The organism is Allobosea sp. CRIB-10 (genome assembly GCF_900112185.1).
Taxonomy (GTDB): Bacteria; Pseudomonadota; Alphaproteobacteria; order Rhizobiales; family Beijerinckiaceae; genus Allobosea.
In genome coordinates, this window is the sequence record NZ_FOKP01000004.1 from 265,072 (window position 1) to 291,559 (window position 26,488).

24 protein-coding genes are annotated in these 26,488 nt (G+C 66.8%); 4 read left to right on the top strand and 20 right to left on the bottom strand.

Annotated features, from left to right (window positions below):
* Positions 1–8: 8 nt before the first annotated feature.
* Entirely contained in the window at positions 9–1,523 is a 1,515-nt protein-coding gene (gpmI, locus tag BMZ69_RS08305) for a 2,3-bisphosphoglycerate-independent phosphoglycerate mutase (RefSeq protein WP_092156088.1), read from the bottom strand.
* Positions 1,524–1,759: 236 nt separating this feature from the next.
* Between gpmI and BMZ69_RS08310 the strand changes: the two genes are divergently transcribed.
* Together BMZ69_RS08310 and BMZ69_RS08315 are read left to right on the top strand one after the other, a co-directional pair.
* Entirely contained in the window at positions 1,760–2,503 is a 744-nt protein-coding gene (locus BMZ69_RS08310; RefSeq protein WP_092156089.1) for a haloacid dehalogenase type II, read from the top strand.
* Between the two features lie 23 nt (positions 2,504–2,526).
* Positions 2,527–3,213: a glutathione S-transferase family protein gene (locus BMZ69_RS08315; RefSeq protein ID WP_092156090.1), complete on the top strand. Its 687-nt coding sequence runs from the start codon at positions 2,527–2,529 to the stop codon at positions 3,211–3,213.
* 124 nt (positions 3,214–3,337) lie between these two features.
* Here the strand turns inward: BMZ69_RS08315 and BMZ69_RS08320 are convergent, their stop codons facing one another.
* The gene (locus tag BMZ69_RS08320; protein ID WP_092156091.1) at positions 3,338–4,105 is read right to left on the bottom strand and encodes a glucose 1-dehydrogenase; all 768 of its coding nucleotides are present in this window, start codon (positions 4,103–4,105) and stop codon (positions 3,338–3,340) included.
* Positions 4,106–4,227: 122 nt separating this feature from the next.
* On the opposite strand from BMZ69_RS08320, the gene BMZ69_RS08325 reads away from it, so the two are divergent.
* Entirely contained in the window at positions 4,228–5,265 is a 1,038-nt protein-coding gene (locus tag BMZ69_RS08325) for an L-idonate 5-dehydrogenase (protein WP_092156092.1), read from the top strand.
* Positions 5,266–5,380: 115 nt separating this feature from the next.
* Here BMZ69_RS08325 and BMZ69_RS08330 read toward each other — a convergent pair whose 3' ends face one another.
* From BMZ69_RS08330 to BMZ69_RS08335, 3 genes are all read right to left on the bottom strand, one after another.
* The gene (locus tag BMZ69_RS08330; protein WP_092156093.1) at positions 5,381–7,126 is read right to left on the bottom strand and encodes a sensor domain-containing diguanylate cyclase; all 1,746 of its coding nucleotides are present in this window, start codon (positions 7,124–7,126) and stop codon (positions 5,381–5,383) included.
* Positions 7,127–7,234: 108 nt separating this feature from the next.
* The gene (locus BMZ69_RS31540; protein WP_175506720.1) at positions 7,235–7,405 is read right to left on the bottom strand and encodes a hypothetical protein; all 171 of its coding nucleotides are present in this window, start codon (positions 7,403–7,405) and stop codon (positions 7,235–7,237) included.
* A 49-nt stretch (positions 7,406–7,454) separates the two neighbouring features.
* Positions 7,455–9,128, bottom strand: coding sequence for a formate--tetrahydrofolate ligase (locus BMZ69_RS08335; RefSeq protein ID WP_092156094.1), 1,674 nt, complete (start codon positions 9,126–9,128; stop codon positions 7,455–7,457).
* A 236-nt stretch (positions 9,129–9,364) separates the two neighbouring features.
* On the opposite strand from BMZ69_RS08335, the gene BMZ69_RS08340 reads away from it, so the two are divergent.
* The gene (locus BMZ69_RS08340; RefSeq protein WP_244543272.1) at positions 9,365–9,958 is read left to right on the top strand and encodes a dioxygenase family protein; all 594 of its coding nucleotides are present in this window, start codon (positions 9,365–9,367) and stop codon (positions 9,956–9,958) included.
* A gap of 3 nt (positions 9,959–9,961) precedes the next feature.
* Here the strand turns inward: BMZ69_RS08340 and BMZ69_RS08345 are convergent, their stop codons facing one another.
* The 15 genes from BMZ69_RS08345 to tolQ form a co-directional block, all read right to left on the bottom strand.
* On the bottom strand, positions 9,962–11,947 hold the full coding sequence (locus tag BMZ69_RS08345; RefSeq protein WP_139219000.1) for a hypothetical protein: 1,986 nt from the start codon (positions 11,945–11,947) through the stop codon (positions 9,962–9,964).
* Positions 11,948–12,046: 99 nt separating this feature from the next.
* A complete protein-coding gene (locus tag BMZ69_RS08350) occupies positions 12,047–12,460 on the bottom strand; it encodes a low affinity iron permease family protein (RefSeq protein ID WP_092156097.1) in 414 nt (137 codons plus the stop codon).
* A gap of 74 nt (positions 12,461–12,534) precedes the next feature.
* Entirely contained in the window at positions 12,535–13,647 is a 1,113-nt protein-coding gene (locus BMZ69_RS08355; protein ID WP_092156098.1) for an S-(hydroxymethyl)glutathione dehydrogenase/class III alcohol dehydrogenase, read from the bottom strand.
* A 32-nt stretch (positions 13,648–13,679) separates the two neighbouring features.
* Positions 13,680–13,979 (bottom strand): metal/formaldehyde-sensitive transcriptional repressor, encoded by a 300-nt coding sequence (locus BMZ69_RS08360; protein ID WP_092156099.1) that lies wholly within the window; start codon positions 13,977–13,979, stop codon positions 13,680–13,682.
* A gap of 119 nt (positions 13,980–14,098) precedes the next feature.
* The gene (locus BMZ69_RS08365) at positions 14,099–14,959 is read right to left on the bottom strand and encodes an outer membrane protein (RefSeq protein WP_092156100.1); all 861 of its coding nucleotides are present in this window, start codon (positions 14,957–14,959) and stop codon (positions 14,099–14,101) included.
* 255 nt (positions 14,960–15,214) lie between these two features.
* A complete protein-coding gene (gene glmM, locus BMZ69_RS08370; protein ID WP_092156101.1) occupies positions 15,215–16,558 on the bottom strand; it encodes a phosphoglucosamine mutase in 1,344 nt (447 codons plus the stop codon).
* A gap of 206 nt (positions 16,559–16,764) precedes the next feature.
* On the bottom strand, positions 16,765–18,690 hold the full coding sequence (gene ftsH / locus BMZ69_RS08375; RefSeq protein ID WP_092156102.1) for an ATP-dependent zinc metalloprotease FtsH: 1,926 nt from the start codon (positions 18,688–18,690) through the stop codon (positions 16,765–16,767).
* A 112-nt stretch (positions 18,691–18,802) separates the two neighbouring features.
* Entirely contained in the window at positions 18,803–19,861 is a 1,059-nt protein-coding gene (gene tilS / locus BMZ69_RS08380; RefSeq protein ID WP_092156103.1) for a tRNA lysidine(34) synthetase TilS, read from the bottom strand.
* The gene (gene ybgF / locus BMZ69_RS08385) at positions 19,858–20,793 is read right to left on the bottom strand and encodes a tol-pal system protein YbgF (RefSeq protein ID WP_092156104.1); all 936 of its coding nucleotides are present in this window, start codon (positions 20,791–20,793) and stop codon (positions 19,858–19,860) included. Before ybgF ends, tilS begins: the two co-directional genes overlap by 4 nt.
* Before the next feature lie 129 nt (positions 20,794–20,922).
* Positions 20,923–21,423 carry a peptidoglycan-associated lipoprotein Pal gene (gene pal, locus BMZ69_RS08390; RefSeq protein ID WP_092156105.1) on the bottom strand — a complete coding sequence of 167 codons (501 nt, stop codon included), beginning with the start codon at positions 21,421–21,423 and terminating at the stop codon, positions 20,923–20,925.
* Between the two features lie 177 nt (positions 21,424–21,600).
* On the bottom strand, positions 21,601–22,260 hold the full coding sequence (locus BMZ69_RS08395) for a DUF2939 domain-containing protein (protein WP_092156106.1): 660 nt from the start codon (positions 22,258–22,260) through the stop codon (positions 21,601–21,603).
* Positions 22,261–22,391: 131 nt separating this feature from the next.
* Positions 22,392–23,714 carry a Tol-Pal system beta propeller repeat protein TolB gene (tolB, locus tag BMZ69_RS08400; RefSeq protein ID WP_092156107.1) on the bottom strand — a complete coding sequence of 441 codons (1,323 nt, stop codon included), beginning with the start codon at positions 23,712–23,714 and terminating at the stop codon, positions 22,392–22,394.
* Between the two features lie 44 nt (positions 23,715–23,758).
* Positions 23,759–24,880, bottom strand: coding sequence for a cell envelope integrity protein TolA (gene tolA / locus BMZ69_RS08405; protein ID WP_175506721.1), 1,122 nt, complete (start codon positions 24,878–24,880; stop codon positions 23,759–23,761).
* A gap of 46 nt (positions 24,881–24,926) precedes the next feature.
* Positions 24,927–25,373, bottom strand: coding sequence for a protein TolR (gene tolR, locus BMZ69_RS08410; protein ID WP_092156109.1), 447 nt, complete (start codon positions 25,371–25,373; stop codon positions 24,927–24,929).
* An 11-nt stretch (positions 25,374–25,384) separates the two neighbouring features.
* A complete protein-coding gene (gene tolQ, locus BMZ69_RS08415) occupies positions 25,385–26,098 on the bottom strand; it encodes a protein TolQ (RefSeq protein WP_092156110.1) in 714 nt (237 codons plus the stop codon).
* Positions 26,099–26,488 lie beyond the last annotated feature (390 nt).

Below are 26,488 nucleotides of genomic sequence, written 5' to 3' on the forward strand. Positions count from 1 at the left end.
CAGATGGCTCAGCGCAGCAGCGACTGGCCGGTCATCTCAGCCGGCTGCTTTAGGCCGAGCAGCGCGAGCAGGGTCGGCGAGACATCGGCGAGACGCCCCTCGGCCAGTCCCTTCGCCTTGCTCCCGATCAGCATGACCGGCACCGGGAAGGTGGTGTGTGCGGTGTGCGGATTGCCGGTGACGGGATCGACCATCAGTTCGGCATTGCCATGGTCGGCGGTGACCAAGAGCGCCCCGCCCTTGGCGAGGATGGCGTCGGCGATCTGGCCGAGGCTCGTATCGATCGTCTCGACCGCCTTGATCGCCGCCGAGAGCACACCGGTATGGCCGACCATGTCGGGATTGGCGAAGTTCAGCACGAAAAGATCGTATTTCCCGCTCTCGATCGCGGCGACGACCTTCCTGGTCAGCTCCGGCGCCGACATCTCCGGCTGCAGATCATAGGTCGCAACCTTCGGCGAGGGCGTCATGCTGCGCTCCTCGCCCTCGAACGGCTCCTCCCGCCCGCCATTGAAGAAATAGGTGACGTGCGGGTACTTCTCGGTCTCGGCGAAACGGATCTGCTTCAGCCCCGCCTTCGACACGGTCTCGCCGAGGCCGTTGGCGAGGCTCTGCGGCGCGAACAGCGCCGGCATGATCGGATCGAGCTCGGAGCTGTATGAGGTCATCCCGACCGCGCCGACGAGTTTTGGCATGCGCGGCCGCGAAAAACCGCTGAACGCGGCGAAGAGCAGCGGCGCCAGGATCTCGCGGATGCGGTCGGCGCGGAAATTGAAGCTGAGCAGGCCGTCGCCATCGGCCATGCCGTGATAACCGCCGATCACCGCCGGCTTGATGAACTCGTCGCTGACATTGGCGGCGTAGGCGGCCTCGATCGCAGAGGCTGCGGTCGGCATCCGCTCGCCTTCGCCCAGCGCCAGCGCCTTCCAGGCAAGCTCGACCCGCTCCCAGCGATTGTCGCGATCCATCGCGTAATAGCGCCCCGACACCGTCGCGACCTTGACCTCGCGCGGCAGCGCCGCCTCCAGCGCCGCGACATAGTCGGCAGCCGAGCGCGGCGGCGTATCGCGGCCGTCGGTGAAGACATGGACGACAGCCGGCACGCCGGCCGCGACGACGAGCTTCGCCAGCGCCACCGCATGGTCCTGATGGGCATGGACGCCGCCGGGGGAGACCAGGCCGAGGATATGGCAGGTGCCGCCGCTGGCCTTCAGGCGCCCAATCAGCCCGCTCTCGTCGAGCGCCTGCTTCAGCGTGCCGTCGGTGGCAGCCTGGTTGATGCGCGGCAGATCCTGCATCACGACGCGGCCCGCGCCCAGGTTGAGATGACCGACTTCGGAATTGCCCATCTGGCCCTCGGGCAGGCCGACATCGAGGCCCGAAGTGCGCAGGAAGGCGTGCGGCGAGGAGGCCCAGAACCGGTCGAAATTCGGCGTCTTCGCCAGGAGGACGGCGTTGTTGTCCTCGTCGTCGCGCCAGCCCCAGCCATCGAGGATCATCAGCATGACGGGGCGGCTGGACATGCGCGTATATCCTGTGCATCTGCGAACAAGTGCTTGTGCGGATATCACGCTCCGCGCGGCCAAGGCGAGCGCTAAGAATAGCGCCGCGGCTCCGCACAGCCCTCATCCTGAGGAGGCCCGCAGGGCCGTCTCGAAGGATGTTTCAGGAGGCTCCGGAACCATCTGGAGCATCCTTCGAGACGCAGCCTGAAGGCTGCTCCTCAGGATGAGGGCTGAGTTGGAGAAAGGATAAGACCATGCCGATCAAGGCCGTCGTCTTCGATGCCTATGGAACCCTGTTCGACGTGCAGTCGGTCGCCGGCGTCACCGAGGACGCTTTCCCCGGCCATGGCGAGACGATCACCCAGATCTGGCGATTGAAGCAGCTCGAATACACCTGGCTGCGCGCCCTGATGGGCCGCTACGAGGATTTCTGGAGCGTAACGCAAGCCTCGCTCGACTTCACGCTGAAGACGCTCGGCCTCGAGGCGACGCCCGATCTCCTCGCCCGCATCGCCGCCGCCTATGACGCGCTCGCGCTCTATCCGGAAGCACTGGCGGCGTTGCAGGGCCTCGCCCCGACCCGCCTCGCCATCTTCTCCAATGGCAGCCCGGCCATGCTGACCAATCTCACCAGGCAGGCCGGCATCGACGCGCTGCTGGAGACCGTGATCAGCGTCGACGAGATCAGGACCTACAAGCCCGATCCGCGCGGCTATCGCCTGGTCGAGGAGCGGCTCGGCCTGACCCGCGACGAGATCCTGTTCGTCTCCTCCAACGGCTTCGACATTGCCGGGGCCAAGGCCTATGGCATGACGGTGGCGCGCATCGAGCGTGTAACCTCGCAGGCCCTGCGCGACGAACTATCCGGCGCAGCGGTGATCGGGCCGAAGAGCCTGTTCAAGGCGCTGCGTATGCAGGAGGAGCAGCTCGGTGCGGGTGCCGATCTCACCATCTCGGTCCTGACCGAGCTCATCCCCTACCTCGCCGCGCGCCGCTGAGCCGGCCACCCAGGAGACCAACGATGATCCGCTTCTACTACCACCCCTCGCCCAACCCGGCGAAGATCGCGCTCTTCCTGGAGGAGGCCGGCCTGCCCTACGAACTCGTGCCGGTCGACACCCGCAAGGGCGACCAGTTCAAGCCGGACTTCCTCGCCATCAACCCGAACGGCAAGACCCCGGCCCTGACTGATGGCGACGTGAAGATTTTCGACAGCAACGCCATCCTGCTCTACCTCGCCGAGAAGACCGGCCAGTTCCTGCCACCGGACACGCCCGAAATGCGCGGCCAGATGCTGTCCTGGCTGATGTTCGTCGCCACCGGCATCGGCCCCTATACCGGCCAGTCCGTGCATTTCTCGCGCTTCGCGCCGGAGAAGGTGCCCTACGCGATCAACCGCTACGCACGCGAGGCCGAGCGGCATTGGGGCCTGCTCGACGACCAGCTCGCCAAGCACCGCTACATGCTCGGCGACGACTACACCCTGATCGACATGGCAGTCTGGGGCTGGGCGACGCGGGCGCAGTTCGCCCTCGGCGACGAGGCTTTCGCCAAGCTCGCCAACGTCCGGCGTCATCTCGACGAAATCTCGGCCCGGCCGGCGGCACAGCGCGCCGTCGCGCTCAAGGACAAGTTCGCCTGGAAGACCGAAGTCGACGAGGAGGCGCGGAAGATCCTGTTTCCGCAGAATGCCCATCTGAAGGCGTAACGTTCCAGCGTCATTCTCGGGCGAAGCGCAGCGCAGAGCCGAGAATCTCATGACGAGAAGGCGCCGGCTGAGGCCTTCTCTGGCCTGAGATGCTCGGGTCAAGCCCGAGCATGACGGTCCGGCCTCACACCACCGCAGTCAGACCGCCATCGACCATCAGCAGATGGCCGCTGACATAGTCGGAGGCTTCCGAGGACAGGAAGATCGCCGCGCCCGCCAGTTCCTTGGTCTCGCCCCAGCGGCCGACCGGAGCGCGGCTCTTGACCCAGTTCGAGAAGGTCTCGTCGGCGAGCAGCGCCTGGTTCAGTTCGGTGACGAAATAGCCGGGGCCGATCGCATTGACCTGGATGTTGTGCTTGCCGAGCTCGGCGGCGAGCCCCTGCGTCATCAGGCTGACCGCACCCTTCGACGCCGTGTAAGGCACGATGCTCGGCCGGCCGAGCTTGCTCATCACCGAGCCGATATTGACGATCTTGCCACGATTGCGCGGCGCCATGCGCTTGGCCACCGCCTGGGTGACGTAGAAAACCGAATGCAGGTTCGTCGCCATCAGGAAATGCCAGTCCTCGGCCGGAAAGTCGACGAAGGCGCCGCGCTTCTGCGTGCCGGCATTGTTGACGAGGATGTCGATCGGTCCGATCTCGGCCTCGATCTTCGCGACGCCAGCCTCGACCGCCTTCTGGTCGGTGACGTCGAAGGCGGCGACGGAGGCCTTGTGGCCGGCCGCGGCGATGGCGCTGCGAGCCTTTTCCAGCTTGCCGGCATCGCGCCCGTTCAGCACGACATGCGCGCCGGCGGCGGCAAGGCCTTCGGCGATGGCGAGGCCGATGCCCTGGCCGGAGCCGGTGACCAGGGCGATACGCCCGTCGAGCTTGAAGAGATTGAGCGACATCCTATCCTCCCGGTCCGTGGCTGACCTTACTGCTTGTTAGCGTCTCAAGGGTTGGGTAAGCGCTTTAAAACGATTAGACAATGCCGCAGCCGCATGGCTGTCGTCCCACTAGGAGTTCCGCCATGCGCGCTGTCGTGATCCATGCCGAGAAGGATTTGCGCGTCGAGGACGCCGCAGTGCCGGAGCTCGGCCCGCTCGGCGTCAAGGTTGCGATCAAGGCCGGCGGCATCTGCGGCTCCGACCTGCACTATTACCTCCATGGCGGCTTCGGCACGATCCGGGTGCGCGAGCCGCTGATCCTTGGCCACGAGATCGCCGGCATCGTCGAGGCGGTCGGCAGCGAGGTCTCTCGGGTCAAACCGGGCGATCTCGTCGCGGTCAATCCGAGCCGCGCCTGCGGCCGCTGCCGCTATTGTCAGTCCGGCCAGCAGCAGCATTGCCTCGACATGCTGTTCTACGGCAGCGCCATGCGCTTCCCCCATGTCCAGGGCGGCTTCCGCGAGATCCTGGTGATCGAGGAGCGCCAGGCGGTGAAGCTGCCCGCCCATGTCGGTGCTGCACAGGCAGCCTTCGCCGAGCCGCTCGCCGTCTGCCTGCACGCGGTCAAGCGCGCCGGCGCCCTCATTGGCAAGCGCGTCCTCGTCACCGGCTCCGGGCCGATCGGCGTTCTGACCGTGGTCGCCGCCCGCGCCGCCGGCGCATCGGAGATCGTGGTCACCGACGTGGTCGACGGCCCGCTGCCGACCGCCCTCGACATGGGCGCGACGACCGCGATCAACGTCATGGCGCAGCCAGAGCGCCTGAAGGCCGATTACGGGGCGGAAAAGGGCGCCTTCGACGTGATGTTCGAATGCTCGGGCAACCAGCATGCGCTCACCGGCGCCTTCGATGCGCTGCGACCGGGTGCGGTGATCGTCCAGATCGGCGTCGGCGGCAATTTCACCATTCCGATGAACGTCGTCGTCGCCAAGGAATTCGACCTGCGCGGCTCCTTCCGCTTCCATGAGGAATTCGACTGGGCGGTCGAGCTCATCGCGTCGGGCCGCATCGACCTCACACCCCTGCTCACCGCCTCGATCCCGATCGAGCGTGCGGTCGAAGCCTTCGACCTCGCCGCCGACAAGTCGAAGGCGATGAAGGTGCAGCTGACCTTCGGCTGAAGGAGCACGTCATGCTCGGGCTCGCCCCGAGCATCTCAAGCCGGAAAAGGCTGTGAAAGCGCCTTCTCATCCCGAATTTCTCGGGTCTGCGCTTCGCTTCACCCGAGAATGGCGCCTACCCAACCTGCCGCAACATCGTGCCCGGCTCGTCGATCGCGACGCCGTCGCGGCCACTGTGCTTGACCCGGTACAGCCCCGCATCGGCGCGGGCTGCGGCATCGGTCAGGTTATCGTCCGGCAGCGCCATGGCCGCGCCGAGGCTCGCCGTCATCGGCACTGCTCGGCCGTCGCTGAGCATGACCGGCGCCTCGCGCAGCAGCTCCGCGATCTTGTTCGCGATCGTCGCGAGCCCATCCGCCGTGCAATCGCTGATCAGCAGGATGAACTCGTCGCCACCCCAGCGCGCGCAGGCGTCGTAGCTGCGCAGGGCCGGAAGCATCCGGCGCACGCAGGCGACCAGCACCTCGTCGCCGGCCCGGTGGCCGTAATCGTCGTTGACCAGCTTGAAGCGGTCGAGATCGACGATGATCAGCCCGCAAGCCGTGCTGTTGCGCTGGGCCCGGTTCTGCTCGCGCGCAAAGGCCTCCTCGAAGCCGCGCCGGTTCAGGACCGAGGTCAGCGGGTCATGCTGCGCCAGCTCCTCGAGCTTCTGCGTACGCTCGCGCACCATTGCCTCGAGCCGCCCCGTATTGTCGCCGACGGCCTGGGCCATCTCGTTGAAGGCGCGCGACAGCCGGGCGATCTCGTCATTGCCGTCCTCTTTCGCCACGGCCGTGAAATCGCCGGAGCGGACCCTGGTGACGCCCTGCTCGACCCGAGCCAAGCGATCGAGCACCTTGCGCTTGAACAGGAAGGTCAGCAGTCCGGCCACGGCGACGAGGATCGCCACCATCAAGCCGGCGATCGGCGCGAACAGCTTGCGGTCGATGATGGCGTCGACATCCATCACGGTGACGTTGAACCAGCCGAGCCGGTCGAGGAAGCCGACACCGACCAATACCTCGTGCCCGTCCATCTGCATGAAGCGCGAGAGGACGAGTGCCTCGCCCTTGGCGACGCGCTGCATCATGCCCGCGAGCGCCTTGCGGTCGCCCTCCTCGTCGAGCAGCCGGAAGATCGTCTTCTTCGCCGTCGCGTCCTTGGTCAGGCTGTGGAAGTCGACGACGCGCGGGTCGCGATGCGCCTGCACCGCGCCCTGCAGATCGACGAACATGCTCTGCACGCCGGTCTGCGGGAACTCGACGACCTCCTTGATGAACTGGGTCAGGTCGACGCCGGTGCCGATCAGGCCGAGCACCTTGCCGTCCTTCTGGATGATGCAGTTGATCCAGACCTTGGTGACCGACAGCACCTCGTCGCGATTGACGTTGAGATGGCAGCCTTTGCCGAGCGCGCGCGTCTTGAAATACCAGCTGTCCTGCGGAGCGTCCGGCGAGACCGTGTAGCGCAGCCGGTTGTGCTCGTAGCTGTTGTCCTTGTCGTTGAAATAATAGTGGCCGCTCTTGTCGACGACGGCGAAATAGCTGCGGTCGGTGAAGGAGAGCCGGTAGTGCTCGAGCTCGGCGAGGCCGCGCCTGGCCTTCTCCGGATCGGTCTCGTCCTGCGCCCATTCGACGATCACCGGCGCACGCGCCACCGTCTCGGCCAGCGAGACCTCGCGCATCAGCGCTTCCAGCCCGCGATAGCGATCGAACAGGATCTGCTTCTCGGCGAAGAGCGTGCCGAGCTTCACCACCGTGCCGTTGACCATCCAGAGGAAGATGCCTGAGGCCGGCACGGCGATCGCGACCAGCGTCGCCAGGACGAGCACGAGCACGCGCGCCTTCAGGCCCGAATTGGTCCAGGCGGTCAGCAAACCCATCTCGTCGGCATCTCCCGCGCTCTCCGACATGTTCGGAAGCGCACGGGAGGCATGGTGGCCGCGATATGGTTTACGTTTCGTTGACGAATACGGCGGGTGGATTGAGCGTCATTCCGGGGCAGGCCGATAGGCCTGAGCCCGGAACCCATGAACACCGCCCTTTCCGTCATGGTCGGGTTTGTCCCGACCATCCACGTATTCATCCGTCGAGTTGGTGTTCAAGACGTGGATGCTCGCCACAAGGGCGAGCATGACGAACTGGATTAGCGTCGTGTTCATGGGTTCCGGGCTCGCCGCTTCGCGGCGCCCCGGAACGACGATGAGGCGTCTAGAACAGCCCCTCGATCTGGCCGTGCGCGTCGATATAGATGCGCTCCGCCGCCGGCTGGCGCGGCAGGCCGGGCATGGTCATGATGTCCCCGCAGATCGCGACGACGAAGCCGGCGCCGGCCGAGAGCCTGAGCTCGCGCACGGGCACGGTGTGACCCGATGGCGCACCGCGCAGGGTCGGGTCGGCCGAGAAGGAATACTGGGTCTTCGCCACGCAGACCGGCAGGTTGCCGTAGCCGGCCGCCTCCAGCTCGGCGAAGCGGGCAGTCACCTTGGCGTCGGCCGAGATGCCAGCCGCGCCATAGATCTCGCGCGCGATGGTCTCGAGCTTCTGGCGCAGCGGCATCGCGTCCTGATAGAGCGGCGCGAAATCGGCCTCGCCGCTTTGCGTCAGCGCCGCGACCTTGGTCGCGAGCTCTTCGGTCCCGGCCCCACCCTGCGCCCAATGCCGGCAAATCACCGCCTCGACGCCGAGATGGTTGCGGCAGAAATTCTGGATCAGCGCGTGCTCTGCGGCTGTGTCGCTGGTGAAATGGTTGATCGCGACGATCGCCGGCACGCCGAACTTCCTGACGTTCTCGACATGGCGGGCGAGGTTGGAGAGGCCCGTCTCAAGCGCCTTGAGGTTCTCCGTGCCGAGCATGTCGCGGGCGACGCCGCCATGCATCTTCAGCGCCCGCACGGTCGCGACCACGACGGCGACATCCGGCTTCAGCCCGGCCTTGCGGCACTTGATGTTGAAGAACTTCTCGGCCCCGAGATCGGCGCCGAAGCCGGCCTCGGTCACGACATAGTCGGCGAGCTTGAGGGCGGCGCGCGTCGCGATCACCGAATTGCAGCCGTGGGCGATGTTGGCGAAGGGCCCGCCATGGACGAAGGCGGGCGTGCCCTCCAGCGTCTGCACCAGGTTCGGCATCAGCGCATCGCGCAGCAGCACGGTCATGGCGCCCTGGGCGTTGAGCTCGGCCGCCGTAACCGGGCGCTTGCTGCGGGTGCGGCCGATGACGATGCGGCCGAGTCGCTCCTCCAGATCGGCGAGATCGGTCGCCAGGCAGAAGATCGCCATCACCTCGGAGGCGACGGTGATGTCGAAGCCGTCCTCGCGCGGGAAGCCGTTGGTCGCGCCGCCGAGCGAAGAGACGATCGAACGCAGCGCCCGGTCGTTCATGTCGACCACGCGGCGCCAGGCGATGTGGCGCTCGTCGAGATCGAGTCCGTTGCCCCAGTAGATGTGGTTGTCGAGCATCGCCGCCAGCAAATTGTGGGCGCTGGTGATGGCGTGGAAATCGCCGGTGAAATGCAGGTTGATCTGCTCCATCGGCACGACCTGGGCATAGCCGCCGCCGGCCGCCCCGCCCTTCTGGCCAAAGCAGGGGCCGAGCGAGGGCTCGCGCAAAGCGATCATGGTGCGCTTGCCCAGGCGCTTCAACCCGTCGCCGAGGCCGACCGTCGTCGTGGTCTTGCCCTCGCCCGCCGGCGTCGGGCTGATCGCGGTAACCAGGATGAGCTTGCCGTCCGGCTTCTCGGCGAAATCCGGGATCGCACCGGTATCGACCTTGGCGATGTATTTGCCATAGGGGTGCAGCGCCGCATCGGGGATGCCGGCCGCCTCCGCGATCGTACCGATGGGCTGAAGCGTCGCCGCGCGGGCGATCTCGATATCGGTCGACATTCCGTCCCTCGTCGTCTCGTCGGATGGAACGCCTGTGCCGGCCAATTCCTCGCAGGGCGGACTATTGCCGAAAAGCGCCCGCAATCGCCAGCGCTCGGGCACATGGACGCAATGTGCCCACAGAAGACTTCACGCCCTCCCCGCCATCACAGTTCGGCGAGGCCTCGTCCCTGCCCGAAATCGGACATCGGCTGCATGGAAAGAAAGGCGATGCAAGGTGCAGGGGAGACACCATGATGGATGGTCCAAGCCGCCGCGATCTGCTCGCGCGCCTCTCAGCCGCTGGCTTCGCGAGCCTCGCCCTTCCGGCCGAAGCGCTCGCACAAGGCATTGAGTTGCCGGCGACACCGGCCTGCGAGGGACACGCCAGTGCAACGCCGCGCCAGACCGAGGGGCCCTTCTTCACCCCGTCCTCGCCACAGCGGGCCGATCTGCGGGACGACGGCAATGGCACTCTGCTGGTGCTGAGCGGCTTCGTACTGACCCGGCAATGCCGGCCGATCCCTGGCGCCCTGCTCGACTTTTGGCACGCCGACATGTCCGGGCAATACGACAATCGCGGCTTCCGCTTCCGCGGCCATCTATTCGCCGATCAACAGGGGCGCTATCAGCTCGCCACCCGCACGCCTGGGCTCTATACCGGCCGCACCCGCCATCTCCATGTGAAGGTGCGATCGGGCGCGCAGAGCCCGGTGCTCACCACGCAACTCTATTTCCCGGACGAGCCCGGCAACCGCCGCGACGGCCTATTCGACCAGAAGCTGCTGATGACTCTACGCCCGGCCGAGGGCGGCCAGCTCGGCCGCTTCGATTTCGTGCTGGCGGCCTGAGCGCTACAGCCGCGCCTGCGGATCGGGATGGCCGTCGATGCGCATCTGGAACAGGAAATAGGTCGGCGAGCAGAAGCCGTAATCCTTCACCGTCGTGGTCGCGCCCGGCACATCGTCCGGGATCGCCTGGCACATATAGTCCTCGCGGCAGAAGCTGGTGGCGCTGCATGTACCGCGATTGCCGCGTGTCACCACCTTCGACAGGCAATCGTCGAAGCGATTGGTCGCAACGCAATCATCGAAGGCCTTGCCGCCGGCGAGCCCGCAGATCTCGTCCGGCACCTTGCCGTTGGCGAAGCCGGCGAAAGTCCGATCGGCTGGCGTGCACTGGCGATAGGCCATCCCGGCGGGAACCCCGATCTTGGCCGGCCGGCAGTTGAACGCGGTCTGCGAGAAGCCGGTGGCGAAGGCGCCGAACTGCCCGGTCTTGCGGTAGCGGTCGAGATAGGGCTTGCCGACGGCAGTGGCGATCGCACCGGTCAGGCAGGGCTGGCCGGAGAAGTTGCGTGACTCCTCCAACCTGACGCATTGGCCGAACTCGATCCCGACCGCCTTGCTCTCGACCAGCGGCTTGCAGGTGGAGCCGGCAGCGCAGCCCCAGCCCTCGCCAAAGGCTTTCGCGCTCTCGCCGGTCAGGCAGGGCATGGTCAGCGCGGCCGGCCGATAGGCGAAGCTTCGCTCCTTTTGCCAATTCGCCGGCGGCGCGAAGGATGGCGGCCGGTAGCGCTCCGGCTCCATGCCATCAGCGACCGCAGCGACATAGGCGGCGCGGCGAAAACCTTCCGCATAGAAATGCGGGGAGATGCCGGTCTTGATCCGGTTCAGCGCCGAGGTCGAGCCGTCGTCGAGCCCGAACATGTGGAAGCCAGCGGTGGCGCCGGCCTGATGGCAGCCCATGCAGGAGCCGTTGTCCAGCCGCTCCAGCAGCGCCTTCTCGCTGCGCACCAGCCGGATGGCGCCAAAGTCGAGCCCGGTCAGCGCGCTCGCCGGCAGGGCTTCAGTGAACGGGTGGTTGGCCAGCCGGGCGCTGCCGAAGGTCGAATAGGAGATCGCCTTCGTCGTCAGGAAGCGTTCTGGCAATTGGTAGACGCCGCGGTCAATCGCCGGGAGATTGGTCCTGACATAGTCGATCAGCTCCTGCCGGAGCGCGGCATCGCTCTTCAGCCGGGCCACGTCAGGCGTGTTCTCCAGCAGCTTTGGCTTCAGCGAGAGGCCGGCTTCGCCTTTCGATGCCGCAAAGACGCGCTGCAGATACGCCGCCTGCCCGCCGAACTCGGTCTCCATCCCGGACGGGAAGCGCACGATCTGGGCGTTGAGCTCGATCTGCTTGAGGCTGACCCGCTGCTTCGCCAGAGGCCCACTGACGAGTTGTCGCGCCAAGGCAGCCGGGTCGCCGTCAGGCGCGATCGACCAGGCTTGCGCCGCCTCGCGACAGGAGCCGCCCTCGCCCGCCTTGACGCTGAAGACGGCGTTGAGCGTGAACGGCAGGCGCGAGGCCAGCCTGCGCTTCAGCTTCGCATCGTCGAAGGCATAGGCGAGCCGATAGATCAGGCGCACCTCGCCGCAGCCGGTTTCGCCGAGCAGCGCCGCGAAGTCCTGACGGTCGAGCCGGTTGACCACCGCGGTCAGCTGGAAGCGCGCGATCGGCGAGCGCAGCCAGCGCAGGTCGATCACCCGGCCGACATTGCCGTCGGTGACCTCGTAGAGCCTGCGGCCATTGGCCAGCATCTCGGCCCGCAGCGCCGTGAGGTCCTCGCCGACCTGGCCAGCGATGGTGCGAAAAGCCGAACTGTCGCGGACGAGATCGGACGTGCTGCCGGCCCGGCCACCGCCAAGCACATCGGACAGTGCATAGCCGGTTGCTTCGAGGCGCCGCAGCGTGGCGACGTCCTGGACATCGAGCAGTGGCTCGGCAGCGCCGGCAGGCTCGCTCACCGCAACACAGGCCAGCATGGCCAGACCAAGCCCACGCCGACCAGCCTCCCGCATGGCGTCCGTCTCCGGCAGATTCGCGCCGCATTGCGCAAGGAAAGGATAGCGCCACCCCTGCCGGCGTCCAGCCGGCGCTGTGCGGCTTCGGATGGTCGATCAGGCCGGAGCGCGCTTCTCGCGCAGTGCGCGTGCCTTGCGCGCGAGTTCTTCGAACTCGGCCCGCATCTCCTCGAGCTTGTCCTCGTCGAGTTCCTCGAGATCGAGCAGTTCCTCGCGCGCCCCTTCGAGCTTGTCGATCAGCTCGTCGAGCTTGATCTGCATCGCCGCCGTATCGCGGTTCTGGCTGTTCTGGATGATGAACACCATCAGGAAGGTGACGATCGTCGTCGAGGTGTTGATCACCAGCTGCCAGGTGTCGTTGAAACCGAAGAACGGGCCCGAGGCGGCCCAGACGACGATGATCGACAGCGCGACGAAAAAGGTCTGCGGTTTGCCGGCCCAATGCGCTGTCGCCTGCGACAGGAGGGTGAAGAAGGAGCGACTGTTACCCGCCGCGATCTTGTTGGCCATGGCTGCCTCCGGGTAGGCCTGCACCGATCAACACAGATCGCGTGCAGGCGTTCCCCGAAGGACGATGCCGCAGCTCAGTAGACCACGACAGAGCGGATCGACTTGCCCTCATGCATCAGGTCGAAGCCGTGATTGATCTCGTCGAGCGAGAGCTTGTGGGTGATCAGGTCGTCGATGTTGATCTTACCCTCCATGTACCAGTCGACGATCTTCGGCACGTCGGTGCGCCCGCGTGCCCCGCCGAAGGCGGTGCCCTTCCAGACGCGGCCGGTGACGAGCTGGAACGGGCGGGTCGCGATCTCCTTGCCGGCCTCGGCGACGCCGATGATGATCGACTCGCCCCAGCCGCGATGGCAGCACTCCAGCGCCTGGCGCATCACATTGGTGTTGCCGGTGGCGTCGAAGGAGAAGTCGGCGCCGCCGCCGGTCAGGTCGACGATCGCCTGCACCACCTTGTCGTTGCCGATCTCGGCCGGGTTGATGAAGTCGGTCATGCCGAATTTTTCGGCCATGGCCCGCTTGGCCGGGTTGATGTCGACGCCGATGATCTTGTCGGCCCCGACCATGCGGGCGCCCTGGATGACGTTGAGGCCGATGCCGCCGAGGCCGAAGACGACGACATTCGCGCCGGGCCAGACCTTGGCGGTATAGATCACCGCGCCGATGCCGGTGGTCACGCCGCAGCCGATATAGCAGATCTTGTCGAAGGGCGCGTCCTCGCGGACCTTGGCGAGGGCGATTTCCGGCAGCACAGTGAAGTTCGCGAAGGTCGAGCAGCCCATATAGTGGAAGACCTCACCTCTGTCGCAGGAGAAGCGCGAGGTGCCATCGGGCATGAGCCCCTGCCCCTGCGTCGCGCGGATCGAGGTGCACAGATTGGTCCGGCGCGACAGGCAGGATTTACAGCTGCGGCATTCCGGCGTGTAGAGCGGGATGACGTGGTCGCCGGCTTTGAGCGTCGTCACGCCGGCGCCGACCTCGCGCACGATGCCGGCGCCCTCATGACCAAGGATCGCCGGGAACTTGCCCTCGGAGTCCATGCCCGAGAGCGTATAGGCGTCGGTATGGCAGATGCCGGTCGCCATCACCTCGACCAGCACCTCGCCGGCCTTCGGCCCGCCGATCTCGATGGTCTCGATCGTCAGCGGCTTGCCGGCCTCCCAGGCCACGGCGGCACGTGTCTTCATCTCAGCATCCTCCTTCAGAGCGTTGCCCGCGCCTATTTCAGATAGGTTCGCAGCATCCGTATGATTCCGTCGAGTTCGGCTCCGGGCACGAACCCGGCCTCTTCCTCGCCTTGACGTCCGTGTCCCAGCGCAAGACCGAAGGTCTCGCGCAGATGGCTTTCCAGAACCTCGGCCATCAATCCGTTGGCCGCCCCGCGCAAGGCGGCGATCTGCTGCAGCAGCGCGCTGCAATCCACGCCCGCTTCGACCGCGCGCTCCAGCGCCTCCGCCTGGCCCTTGATGCGGCGCAGGCGGGCGACGGCACGCTTCTTCTCGTCGGGGCTATGCGGCATGGCGCGTCATGCCATAGAGCTAGGATACTCCATGGGAGTATGTCAATCGCCAGCACGACTCCAAAAGAAAAGCCGCGCGAGCGTGGCTCGCGCGGCTACTTTTTGGACTGTCGGACTGGTCAGTACTTGCGGACGACCGGGGCCGGCGCGTAGATCGGCTGTTCCTTCGGGCCGCAGCAATCGGGATCGCCGAAGTTCCAGCGCATGCCGATGCGGAAATCGTGGCTGTCGATGTCCTTGACCTTCAGCGGCGCATAGCTCTCGTTCAGGAAGGCGTTGCGGATGCGGCCCGAATGAGCATCGCCGAGATTGAGATAGCGGTAGCCCACTTCGAGTGTGAGGTTCTTGTTCACCTCGTAGCCGACGCCTGCCATCAGCGCCCAGGCCATTCCGGACTTGTCGCCATTACCTGCCGTGCCGAGCGTGCCGCCCCCGGTATATTGCAGCCCCTGGTCGGTCAGGCCGCTGATGCGGTTGGTCGCATAGCCGATACCGGCACCGATATAGGGCGTCAGGCAGTTCCAGGTACCCAGATCGACGTAAGCGTTGAACAGGGCGACCATCGACGAAAGGTTGCCCTTGTAGGTGTTGGACTGGTTGCCGCCGATGAAGGGGTTGAAGACCACGTCGGTCGCGCCGATCGTGGCGCCGCCGCGATACTCCAGCGTGCCGTCCACGCGGAACCAGTTGTTGAAGCGATAGCCGACACCAACGCCGGCGAAGTAGGAGTTCGATCTGTCCTCTTTGGTGACGAAGACTCCGCCGAACTGGGTGATGTCCGCTTGGTTGTAGTCGCCGTAATTGGTGACGCCGACGCCGATATCGCCGCGCAGATAGATGCCCGAGGAGATCGTGCCGCGCAGCTCCGGCGGCGGCGGCGGGGCCATCGGCTGGGCAACCGGAAAGTCTGCGGCGCTGGCAATGGCGGACGCGCTCACGGCCATGGCGCCTGCGAGCGCAAGGGTTTTCAGGCTGCCCATGGCAGATCCCTTCGAGTTTGCGCGCAGCCGGACTCAAAGCGCACGCGAGTTACCGATGGGGAAACCCTGCCATGGATTTCTTAAACGAGACTTAACCCTAAAAACTAACCCTATCGATCCGTAAACAGCTGCCTGGACGCTGACGGCGCACAATCCTGCGAAGTCTATCGTCCAAACCATCGCCCGTTCTGAAAACGGCATGCCTTGCCGGTCACGGCCTGGCCGAAACAGCGATGCAGATGCGGCGGAGCGCGTTCAGGCGGCCGCCTTGGTCACCGCCTCGACCACGTCGTCGACGGCCCGCATGACGAGATCGCGGTCGTCGCCCTCGGCCATGACGCGGATCACCGGCTCGGTGCCGGAAGGACGGATCACCAGCCGCCCGCTCTCGCCCAGCAGCTGCTCGGCCGCCTTGATCGCGCTGACGACCGGCTTTTCCTCCAAAGGACGGCCCTGCTTGTAGCGGACGTTCTTGAGGATCTGCGGCAGCGGCTCGAAGCAGTGGCAGACTTCGGAGACCGGCTTCTCCTGCCGCTTGACCACGGCGAGCAGTTGCAGGGCCGCGACCAGCCCGTCGCCGGTGGTGCCGTAGTCGGAGAGAATGATGTGGCCGGACTGCTCGCCGCCGAGATTGAAGCCGTTGGCGCGCATATGCTCCAGCACATAGCGGTCGCCGACCGCGGTGCGGGCCAGCGACAAGCCGAGACCGGCCAGATATCGCTCCAGGCCAAGATTTGACATCACGGTCGCGACGATGCCCGGCGCCGAAAGCCGCCCGTCTTCCTGCCAGCTGCGCGCGATCACGCCCATGAGCTGGTCGCCATCGACGATCTGGCCATGCTCGTCGACGATCAACACCCGGTCGGCATCGCCGTCGAGCGCGATACCAAGATCGGCGCGCAATTCGCGCACCTTGCTCGACAGCGCCTCCGGCCGGGTCGAGCCGACATCCTTGTTGATGTTGAAGCCATCGGGCTCGTCACCAATGGTGATGACCTCGGCGCCGAGCTCCCACAGCGCCTCGGGCGCGACCTTGTAGGCAGCGCCATTGGCGCAGTCGAGCACGATGCGCAGGCCGTCCAGACCGAGATTGCGCGGCAGCGTGCGCTTGGCGAACTCGATATAGCGGGCATGAGCGCTTTCGATGCGCTTGGCCCGGCCGAGCAGCGCCGAGGGCGAGAGCTGCTTGCCGAGATCGGAATCGATCAGCCGGGTGATCTCGGCCTCGAGCTCGTCGTTGAGCTTGTAGCCATCGGGGCCGAACAGCTTGATGCCATTGTCCTCGTAGGGGTTGTGCGAGGCCGAGATCATCACGCCGAGATCGGCGCGCATCGAGCGGGTCAGCATCGCTACCGCCGGCGTCGGCATCGGGCCGAGCAGCAGCACATCCATGCCGACCGAGGTGAAGCCGGCGACCAGCGCGTTCTCGATCATGTAACCGGACAGCCTGGTGTCCTTGCCGATCACCACCCGATGGCGGTGGTCGCCGCGGCGAAAAGCGATGCCAGTCGCCTGCCCCACCCGAAGCGCCAGGTCGGGCGTGATGATGCCGTTGGCTCGCCCGCGGATGCCGTCGGTGCCGAAATATTTGCGCGTCATCAGGTGGGTCCTCGGAGCCTTTGTCCGATCCGTTGTTTTGTCAGCTCATACAGGCTCTTCGCCCGCTCAGCTTCTCACAAATTGTGTCGAACCGTATCCGTCAAGCAGGGGTATGTCCTCTGCGCGGTGGATTGTGGGGGAAACGGCAAGAGAAAGGGCGGCCATAAGGCCGCCCTCGATCGTCTCGACCCTCGTGCCGCTGCTGCTCAGGCCTGCGGCTGAGGCTCCAGCCCGGCATCGGGCTCGTCGCGCTTGCGGCCCTTGCCGGCGCTCGGCACTGCCGAGCCGCGCGGCGCGTGCGGCGTATCGGCGTCGTCGCGCGCGGGGCGCTTGCCGGCGATCAGGTCGCGGATCTCGTCACCGGTCAGCGTCTCGTATTCGAGCAGCGCCTCGGCCACCGCAACGAACTCGTCATGGTGCTTGCTGAGGATCTCCTTGGCGTCGACATAGCCCTGATGGACCAGCCGGCGCACTTCGCTGTCGATCTTCTGCGCGGTCGCCTCGGAGAGGTTCTGCGTCCGGCCCATCGACATGCCGAGGAAGACCTCCTCCTGCTGGTCGCCATAGGCGACCAGACCGAGCTCGTCGGAATAGCCCATCTGGGTGACCATGGCCTTGGCCATCTTGGTCGCCTGCTGGATGTCGCCGGTGGCGCCGGAGGTGATGTTCTCCTTGCCGAAGGTGATCTCCTCGGCGACGCGCCCGCCCATGGCGACCGCGAGCTGCGAGGTGAACTCCTTGAACTTCATCGAATAGCGGTCCCCCTCGGGCAGGAACTTGACCATGCCCAGCGCACGGCCGCGCGGGATGATCGTCGCCTTGTGGACGGGGATGCCGGCCGGCACGTAGAGGCCGACGATGGCATGGCCCGCCTCGTGATAGGCGGTCAGCTTCTTCTCCTCCTCGGACATCGCCATCGACTTGCGCTCAGCGCCCATCATGACCTTGTCCTTGGCGTCCTCGAACTCAAGGTGCGTCACCATGCGCTTGCCGCGGCGGGCGGCCAGCAGGGCGGCCTCGTTAACGAGGTTCATCAGGTCGGCGCCGGAGAAGCCGGGCGTGCCGCGGGCCAGCACCTTGAGATCGACATCCGGCGCGAGCGGGACCTTGCGCACATGCACGCGCAGGATCTTCTCGCGGCCGGCGACGTCCGGATTCGGCACGACGATCTGGCGGTCGAAGCGGCCGGGGCGCAGCAACGCGGGGTCGAGCACGTCCGGCCGGTTGGTCGCGGCGATGATGATCACGCCCTCGTTCGGCTCGAAACCATCCATCTCGACCAGCAGCTGGTTCAGCGTCTGCTCACGCTCGTCATTGCCGCCGCCGAGGCCGGCGCCGCGATGGCGGCCGACCGCGTCGATCTCGTCAATGAAGATGATGCAGGGCGCGTTCTTCTTGGCCTGCTCAAACATGTCGCGCACGCGGCTGGCGCCGACGCCGACGAACATCTCGACGAAATCGGAGCCGGAAATGGTGAAGAACGGCACGTTCGCCTCGCCGGCGACGGCGCGCGCGGTCAGCGTCTTACCGGTACCCGGAGGGCCGACGAGCAGCACGCCGCGCGGGATGCGGCCGCCCAGGCGCTGGAACTTCTGCGGATCGCGCAGGAACTCGACGATCTCCTGCAGGTCTTCCTTGGCCTCGTCGATGCCGGCGACGTCCTCGAAGGTGACGCGGCCATGCGCCTCGGTGAGGAGCTTCGCCTTCGACTTGCCGAAGCCCATCGCCCGTCCGGCGCCGTTCTGCATCTGGCGGGACATGAAGATCCACAGGCCGATGAAGATCACGAAGGGAAGCGAATTGACCAGCAGCGCCATGAACCAGGGCGTGCCCTCGGACGGAGCGCGGGCCGAGACCTGTACGCCCTTCTGAGCCAGCGTCTTCAGCAGCGCCGGGTCGCCATAGGGCGCATAGGTGACGAAGCTGCGCCCATCCGAGAAGGTGCCGGAAATCTCCTGGCCTGCGACCACCACATTGGCGATGCGGCCGGCCTCGGACTCGTTGATCAGCTGGCTGTAGGGGATCTCGTTGGTGCTGGCGCGCTGGCTCGGGCTCTGGAACAAGGTGACCAGCGCCAGAACCAGCAGGAAGATCACCACCCAGAGGGCGAAATTGCGGAAGTTCGGATTCATTAGGGTTCCGATCCGCTCGCCGGCGGGTTTGCCGCGCGAGCCTCATGATTTTCGCTGTCTAATCTAGGGCCGCCATGCCCCCTTGCCAAGGGAAGCCTGGCCCTTCTTAGGGCTATACCGTCGCAGGGTGAACGCCTCGCCGCCTCGCCGCCTCGCGCGCGAGCGTCAAAACGCCGCCGCTGGCGAGCGACAGGCGGAAGCCGCCGAGCGTGCGCCGGACTGCCTTGCCCTCGCGCGCCGCGACGATCAGCGCCTGCGCGCAATCCTCGAGCCGCGCCAGACGCAGCGGCGCCTGCGCTTGCGTATCGCTGTCCTGCGCCGCGGCGAGGGCCAGAGCCAGGCCCCGGATGACGATCTCATCCGGCTCCTGGCAAAGACGGGCGAAATCGAACCAGCGTTGTCCGGCTTCGCCGCCCGCCGGCACAGCAGCCAGGGCGCGGGCTGCGATCCGGTCCAGCGCCTCGTCGGCCCGCGCCATCCGGCCTGCGAGCTGACCGAGGCGCACCGCGGTCAACCCGGCCTCGGCCAGCTCTGGTAGCAGCAGGCGCCAGCGGACGCGGGTGAAGCGCGGATCGTCATTGGACGGATCGCGCACGAAGGGGAGCCTGCGCGCCTCGCAGGTCGCGACGAGCCGGGCTTTCCCAATTCCGAGCAGCGGTCTTGCCAACTCGATCCCGTTTACGGCGCTGCGCGGCGCCATGCCCGCAAGACCAGCGAGGCCCGAACCGGCAGCCATGCGCATCAACAGGGTCTCGGCCTGGTCGTCGCTGGTGTGGGCGGTGACGATCGTCCTGGCGCCGAAAGCCTTCGCCTCCTCGGCCAGCAAGGCATAGCGCGCGATCCGCGCCTTCTCCTGCAGGCCGGTCTGCGGCTTGTTTCCGGGCCAGCGCCTGGTGCGATGCTCCACACCCAGCCGGGCACAGAGCCTGCCGACCTGGCGCGCCTCCTGTGCCGCCTCGAGACGCAGGCCGTGATCGACGGTGACCGCCAGGAGCCGCGGTCGGTCATGACCGGCCCATTCGGCCAGAAGCGCCAGGAGAGCGACCGAATCCGGCCCGCCGGATACCGCGACGAGCAGCACGTCCTCGCCCGCGAGCGGGCAGAACAGGCCAGCGGCTTCCGCTGCCGTCAGCGGCTCGGCTTGGTGTGGCTGGGCAAGCTCTGCGCTCAAGCGCAGCGGGCGCGCCGCTGCTCGCGCTCGACACCCTGGCGCACCGCATTGGAGGCGGCGGGATAGTCGACGCCGACCTTGGCGTAGGTGGCGCAAGCCTGGTCGCGCGCGCCGAGCCCGTTCAGGGACATGCCGAGCTTGAGCAGGCTGTCGGCGCCCTTGCCGGCCTTCGGAAAGTCGCGCGAGATCTTCAGGAATTGCTCGGCCGCCTCGCGATAGCGCCGACGCTGGAAATAGCTCTCGCCGAGCCAGAACGTGGCGTCGGCCGCCAGGCGATCGCGCGGATAGCTCTGCAGGAACTCGCGGAAGCTCATCTCGGCGCGCTCGTATTCCTTGCGCAGCACATGGGCGTAGGCGAGGTCGTAGAGTTCGCGCGGACTGCCTGCCTGCCCGGTCGCTGCGACACTCGGGCCGCGCGTCGCTGGCGGGAGGGCGCCATCCGGCACGGGACGGCCGACGCGGGACAGGTCCATCGGCCCCTGCCCCTGGTCCCCGGCGAATTCCTCGTCGATGATCTGGCCGAGCTGGCGCGGCCCGCCAGCAGCCCCCGGCTGAGCGGCAGGGTCGAAGGCGTCGCCACGGCGCTCGCGCCCCGGCTGCTGCGGCGGTGGACTGGCAGGGCGAGTAGCTTGCGGCGCCGGAGCCGCGCCGCCACGCTGACCGCCGCGCTCGGAGAGGCGGAAGTCGACGTCCTCCTGGAATTTGCGCAGCTGCTCGGTCAGGCGGCGGTTCTCGAACTGCAATTGCTCGATCTGGCCGGAAAGCTGACGCAGCTGATTCTCGAGCCGGCTCGTGCGCACCACGAGATCGGCCGCATCCTGCGCCGCGGCAGGCTGGGTCAGGCCGATCGCCAGCAGTGAAAAACCGGCAAGCAGGGCATGCCGCAGCGAGAGCCGCTTCCGGCCCGGAATCGAAATCGTCGCAAAGCTCATATCAGGCAAACCGCATCGCCTCGGGGACTGACGTTATCACACGCGAATACCACGGCCAAAATATGGAAAAGCCGGCGCTTTCCTTGCGGTAAGCGCCGGCCCCGTCAAGCTGTTGTCGCGCTGTCCGGATCAGACGCCGCCGGCCCCGTCGAGAACCGTCACGGCGCGGCGGTTCTGCGACCAGCAGGAGATGTCGTTGCAGACCGCGACCGGCCGCTCCTTGCCGTAGGAGATGGTGCGGATGCGGTTGCCGGGGATGCCGCGTGAGGCAAGGTAGTCGCGGACCGTCTGGGCGCGGCGGGCGCCGAGCGAATAGTTGTACTCGCGCGTGCCGCGCTCGTCGGCATGGCCTTCGATGGTGAAGGTGTAGCGCGGATAGCGCTGCAGCCAGGCCGACTGCTTGTCGAGGGTGGCGACTGCGGTCGGGGTCAGGTCGGTCGAGTCGGTCTCGAAGAAGACGCGGTCGCCGACGTTCACGACGAAGTCCTGGGCGCTGCCGGGGGTGGCGGCGCCGCCGGCGCCGAAGCCGTCGGCATTCTGGTCCTTGGCGCAGGCGCCGAGGGCGAGCGCGCCCATCAGGGCGGCGGCGAGGCGCACGGTGCGGGCGCTGGCAGCGAAGGAGGCGAGCATGTCAATTCTCTCCGAATGTCGGACGCGGAGCGCGCCGGGCGGCGTCACGCGTTCCCCATCAATGAAGTGTCAACCTAAACGAGACCTTGCCAAAACAAGGCGAAGTGGCGGCATTGCGGCTTATGGTTAACCAATTGTGGCAATGGGCGGCATTCCGGTCGCTGTTGCACGAATGCATCACGAACCAAGGTCTACTCGGGACTTCAGTTCGTCCGCGAGTTTTTCCAAGGCCGATCGCGGCAGTTCGATCGCCCGCAGCACCCAGCGCAAGCCGGCCAGCCCGAAGCGGAGACGATAGCGCTCCTCCTCCGCCGCGCCAGGTCCGGCCGGAACCCCGACGGCGAAGCTCGCCAGACCATCGAAACCGGAGTTTGCGAACAGTGTCCAGACGCCTTGCAGATCGGCGCGGGGCAAGGTCACACCCTGGCCGAGCAGCGCCCCGGACTGCGCCCTCGCCCCGCGCGCGCTGATCAGCGCCGCGATGGCCTGCGGCGTCAGGTGCTCGGCGATGATGGCATCGACATAGCCGGTGGCGACGCTGCCGACGACCTGGCGCGCCAGCGGATCGAGCGAACGCGTTTGCGGCTGGCGCCCGAGATAGGTCCGGACGATCTGACGCGCGAAGGATGCGCGCAGCGCCCGCAAATCGGTCCGCGCCAGCACCTCTTCGGTTGCGCCGACATTGGCCGCGAGCGCAAATCGCGTCACGCTCAGATAAGGGGAAGCCCAGTAGCCGATCAGCACCGCGGCGACGATGCCGAGCGCGATTCGAAGCCCCCAGCGCGGCCGGCGAGCCTCTGTCTCGCTGGCGGGTTCATCATCGATGGCCGGTTGCATCGTCACGCCTGCGGCTCCTGCCGGGCCGGGAGCAGCCCGCTCGCGACGATGCTAGGCGTCCAAAGTGTCCGAGGCACGGCCCCGCCCCAACTCTCGCGAAGTCGTGAGAACACCAGGAAGAAGGCTGCCGCTCAGCGCGCGGCCGTCAGCAGCGGCGACCAAGTTGGATCGGAGGCGAAGGCCGGCGTCGGCACCGGCACTTCGACACGGCCGGTGATGTCCACCATGTACAATTTGCCGCCGGACTGTCCGCCCGGATCGCGGAAGAACATGATGTACTGGCCGTTCGGCGCCCAGTTCGGCGCCTCGTTGTGGAAGCCCTCGGTCAGGATGCGCTCGCCCGAGCCGTCCGGCTTCATCACGCCGATCGAGAAGGTGCCGCCACCCTGACGGGTGAAGGCGATCAGGTCGCCGCGCGGCGACCAGGACGGCTGGGAATAGGAGCCCTGGCCGAAGGAGATGCGCTTGCCCTCGCCACCGCCCGCCCCCATCACGTAGAGCTGCTGCGAGCCGCCGCGGTCGCTCTCGAAGACGATCTGCGATCCATCGGGCGAATAGGACGGTGAGGTGTCGATCGCCGAGGTCGAGGTCAGCCGCTGCGTCGTGCGCGAACCGATGTCGATCGCGTAGAGATTGGCGTTGCCGCCCTGCTGCAGGCTGAGCGCGATGCGCGCCCCGTTCGGGGAGAAGCGCGGGCTCGTCGTCATGTCGGGGAAATTGCCGACGACCTGGCGCTGGCCGGTCTCGATGTTGAGGACATGCACGCGCGGCTGCTCGCCGGTGCGCTGCGCCATATAGGTCACTTCCTGCGCCACCGGCGAATAGCGCGGCGTCACCACCGAGGTCTCGCCGCCGGTCAGGTAGCGCACATTGGCGCCGTCCTGGTCCATGATGGCGAGGCGCTTGCGCCTTGCCTCCTTCGAGCCGGATTCATCGACGAAGACGACGCGCGTGTCGAAGAAGCCGCCGACGCCGGTGATCTTGGTGAAGACGGCGTCCGAGATGATGTGGCCGACGCGGCGGGAATTGTTCGGATCGGTGAAGTATTGCTGGCCGTCGATCTGCTGGCCGGCGACGACGTCCCAGAGCCGGAATTCGGCCCGGAGCCGGCCACCGTCGCGCGAGACCCGGCCGATCACCAGCGCCTGCACGCCGGCGGCCTTCCAGGCCTCGAACTGGGGCGCGGCGTCGAAGGGCGGGTTCTTCTCGGGATGGCGCGCCTTCTCGATCGGGATGAAGTAGCCGCAGCGCTTCAGGTTGTTGGTGATGATGCCGGAGACCAGCGCCCCGCCCTCGCCGGCGAAATCGGCGACCGCGATCGGCATCGGCTGGAAGGTGCCCTTGCGCAGGTCGATCACCAGCTCGGCCCGGGCCGGCGTGGCCAGCAGAGCGGGCAGCGCCAGCCCCGCGCCAGCGAGCGCGAGCGCGTGCCGGCGGGTCGGCCCGGCGGCCATATCGGCCGGGCGAAGGGTGGAATGATCAATGCGATCCATGGCGGTCACAGCACGTCCCTGGCGTCGAAATTGACGATGACGTCACGCCAATCGTCGTAATAGGCGGCAAATTGCGCGGGAATGCGCAGCGGCGAGCAGCGGCGGGTCGCCGTCAGCGCCGAATCGGCCGCGACCCTGAACAGAGGGTCCGGCGAAGAATTGGTCACGCTCGCCTGGCCGATCAGCGAGCCGTCTGTGTTGAGCTTCATCCGCACCTGCGGCACCACCGGCTTCGGCGCGCTCTGCAGCGCGATCGGCACGTTCCAGCACTTCTGAAGCTGGTCCTGGATGATGCCCATCAGTTGCGCCCTGAGCGAGGGCGAGAGCTTCTGCGAGGATCCAGTCTGGGTGCCCAGCGAAGCGGTGCGGTTGATCTGCGGCGCGCTCGATCCCGAGGACTGCGCCTGCTCCTTCGACTGCAGCAGCTTCGCGATGTCGTTCGGGTTGAAGTTCTTGGCGAGCTCGGCCTCGCGCTTGGCCTTGGCTTCCGCCTCGCGCTTCGCCTTGGCCTCGGCGGCGAGCTTGGCTTTGTGCTCCGCCTCGGCCTTCGCCTTGGCTTCCGCTTCGGCCTTCAGCTTGGCGGCCTTCGCCGCTTCGGCCTTGGCCTGCGCTTCGGCTTCGGCTTTCGCCTTGGCGGCAGCCTTGGCCTCCTGCTCGGCCTGTTTGGCCTTGCGCTCGAGCTCGGCCTCCTCGGCGAGCTTCGCCAGCTCCTCGCGGCGCTGCTCGGCTTCCTGAGCGGCGGCCTGCTCGGACTTCTGCGGCGGCTGCTTCACCGGCTCGGCCGGCGGGGTCGGCCTCGGGGTCGGGCGCGCCGGCGGCAGCGGCGCCGCGACGTTGTCGTCGGCGACCTTGAGCTCGGGCGGCCGCGAAGGCGGCGCCGGCGTGTCCTGCTTGGCCTCGCCCGCTTCCTTGCGCTCGACGATCTCGGACTGGCGCTCGGCGCGCTGCTGCGGCTGCTCCTGCACCTTCTCGGCCTGGCGCTCGCCGCGGGTCACCTGATTCAGCGCCGAGGGGTCGATCACCTCGACGGCGATCGCCTCCTGGTGTTCCGGCAACGGCGCCACGCCGGAAAACGCCAGCAACCCCGCGACCAGAACGGTCGCGTGGGCAAGGGCGGAAACCGCCAAGCCGGGTTCGGAGCGCGAAACCATCAACGCGACGGCACCTTCTCGTTCAATGCGAATTCGGCTCGGTGACCAGCGCCACCCGCTTGAAACCAGCGCTGGTGATCGTCGCCATCACCGAGGCGACGCGGCCATAGTCGACCTGCTTATGGCCGCGCACATAGATCCGGTCCTCGAAGCCCTGCTTGGCGAGGCCTTGCAGCTTCTGCACGAGATCGGGTTCGAGTGTCGGCTGGTCCTGCAGGAAGATCTGGCCCTTCTCGTCGATGGCGATGGTGATCGGCTTCTGATCGACATTGATCGGCTTGGCGCCGGTCTGCGGCAGGTCGATCGGCACGCCGGTCGCAATCAGCGGCGCGGCGACCATGAAGATGATCAGCAGCACCAGCATGACGTCGATGAACGGCGTCATGTTGATCTCGGCGATGGCACCATGGCGACGGGGCCGGCGACGGCGCCCTCCGGCCTTGGGACTGGCTGCGGCTGACATGCCCATGCTTCAGGCCCTCACGCAGCCAAGCGCTCGTCGATCTGCCGCGACAGGATCGCGGAGAACTCGTCGGCGAAGGCTTCGAGCCGGTTCTGGGCCTTGGCGACCTCGGCCTGCAGCTTGTTGTAGGCCATCAGCGCCGGGATCGCGGCGAACAGGCCGATCGCCGTGGCGAACAGCGCCTCGGCGATGCCGGGGGCGACAACCGCGAGCGAGGAGTTCTTCGAGACCGCGATCGCGGTGAACGAGTTCATGATGCCCCAGACCGTGCCGAACAGGCCGATGAAGGGCGCAGCCGAAGCGATGGTCGAGAGCACGAGCAGCTTCGATTCGAGCCGCTCCGCCTCGCGCTGGATGGTGACGTCGAGCACCTTGTCGATGCGCGCCGACAGGCTCGCCACCGAGCGCCCGCCATTCTCGAAGGAGCGCTTCCACTCGCGCATCGCCGCGACGAAGACGGCCGCCATGTCGTTGACCGGCCGGTTGGCGAGGTCGCGATAGAGCTCCTCCAGCGAGCGGCCCGACCAGAACACCTCCTCGAACGCGTCCATGTCCTGCCGCGTGCGGCGGTAGAGCAGGGTCTTGTCGATGATGATCGACCAGCACCAGATCGAGGCGGCCAGCAAGCCCATCATCACCAGCTTGACGACGATATGGGCGTGCCAGAACAGCGACCAGAAAGACATGTCGATCTGCGGCGCGGCCTGCGCGATCTCCACGGCGGGGTTCATCCTGTCATCCTTCTACCTGGCGAGCACGAAACCGAGTCCGGCCCCGCGCAGCCAATTCTCCGCGCCGCGAAGCTCGCGCCGCCGCCCGTTTCTGCGCTCCGGGGATATGCCGATGACACCAATTGCCGCTGAATTCGGCGAAAGATGGGCCAAACGGCGATGTTCCCGTGCGCCAGGGGCCTGAGATCCCGTTAAGTCAGCTTCGAGGTTAAGGGCCTGTATGGTTAATTTCGCGTTATGACGGCCATGCGGCTGGAGTGCAGCGGTTGGCGAGAGCGCGCACCTGCCGGGCTTGAAATGATCTCCGGAACCGCAAAATCGACGCCTGAAACGCCAACGGCCCGCTTCCGTGAGGAAGCGGGCCGCCGACGGTCGTCAGCTCTGAAAAGG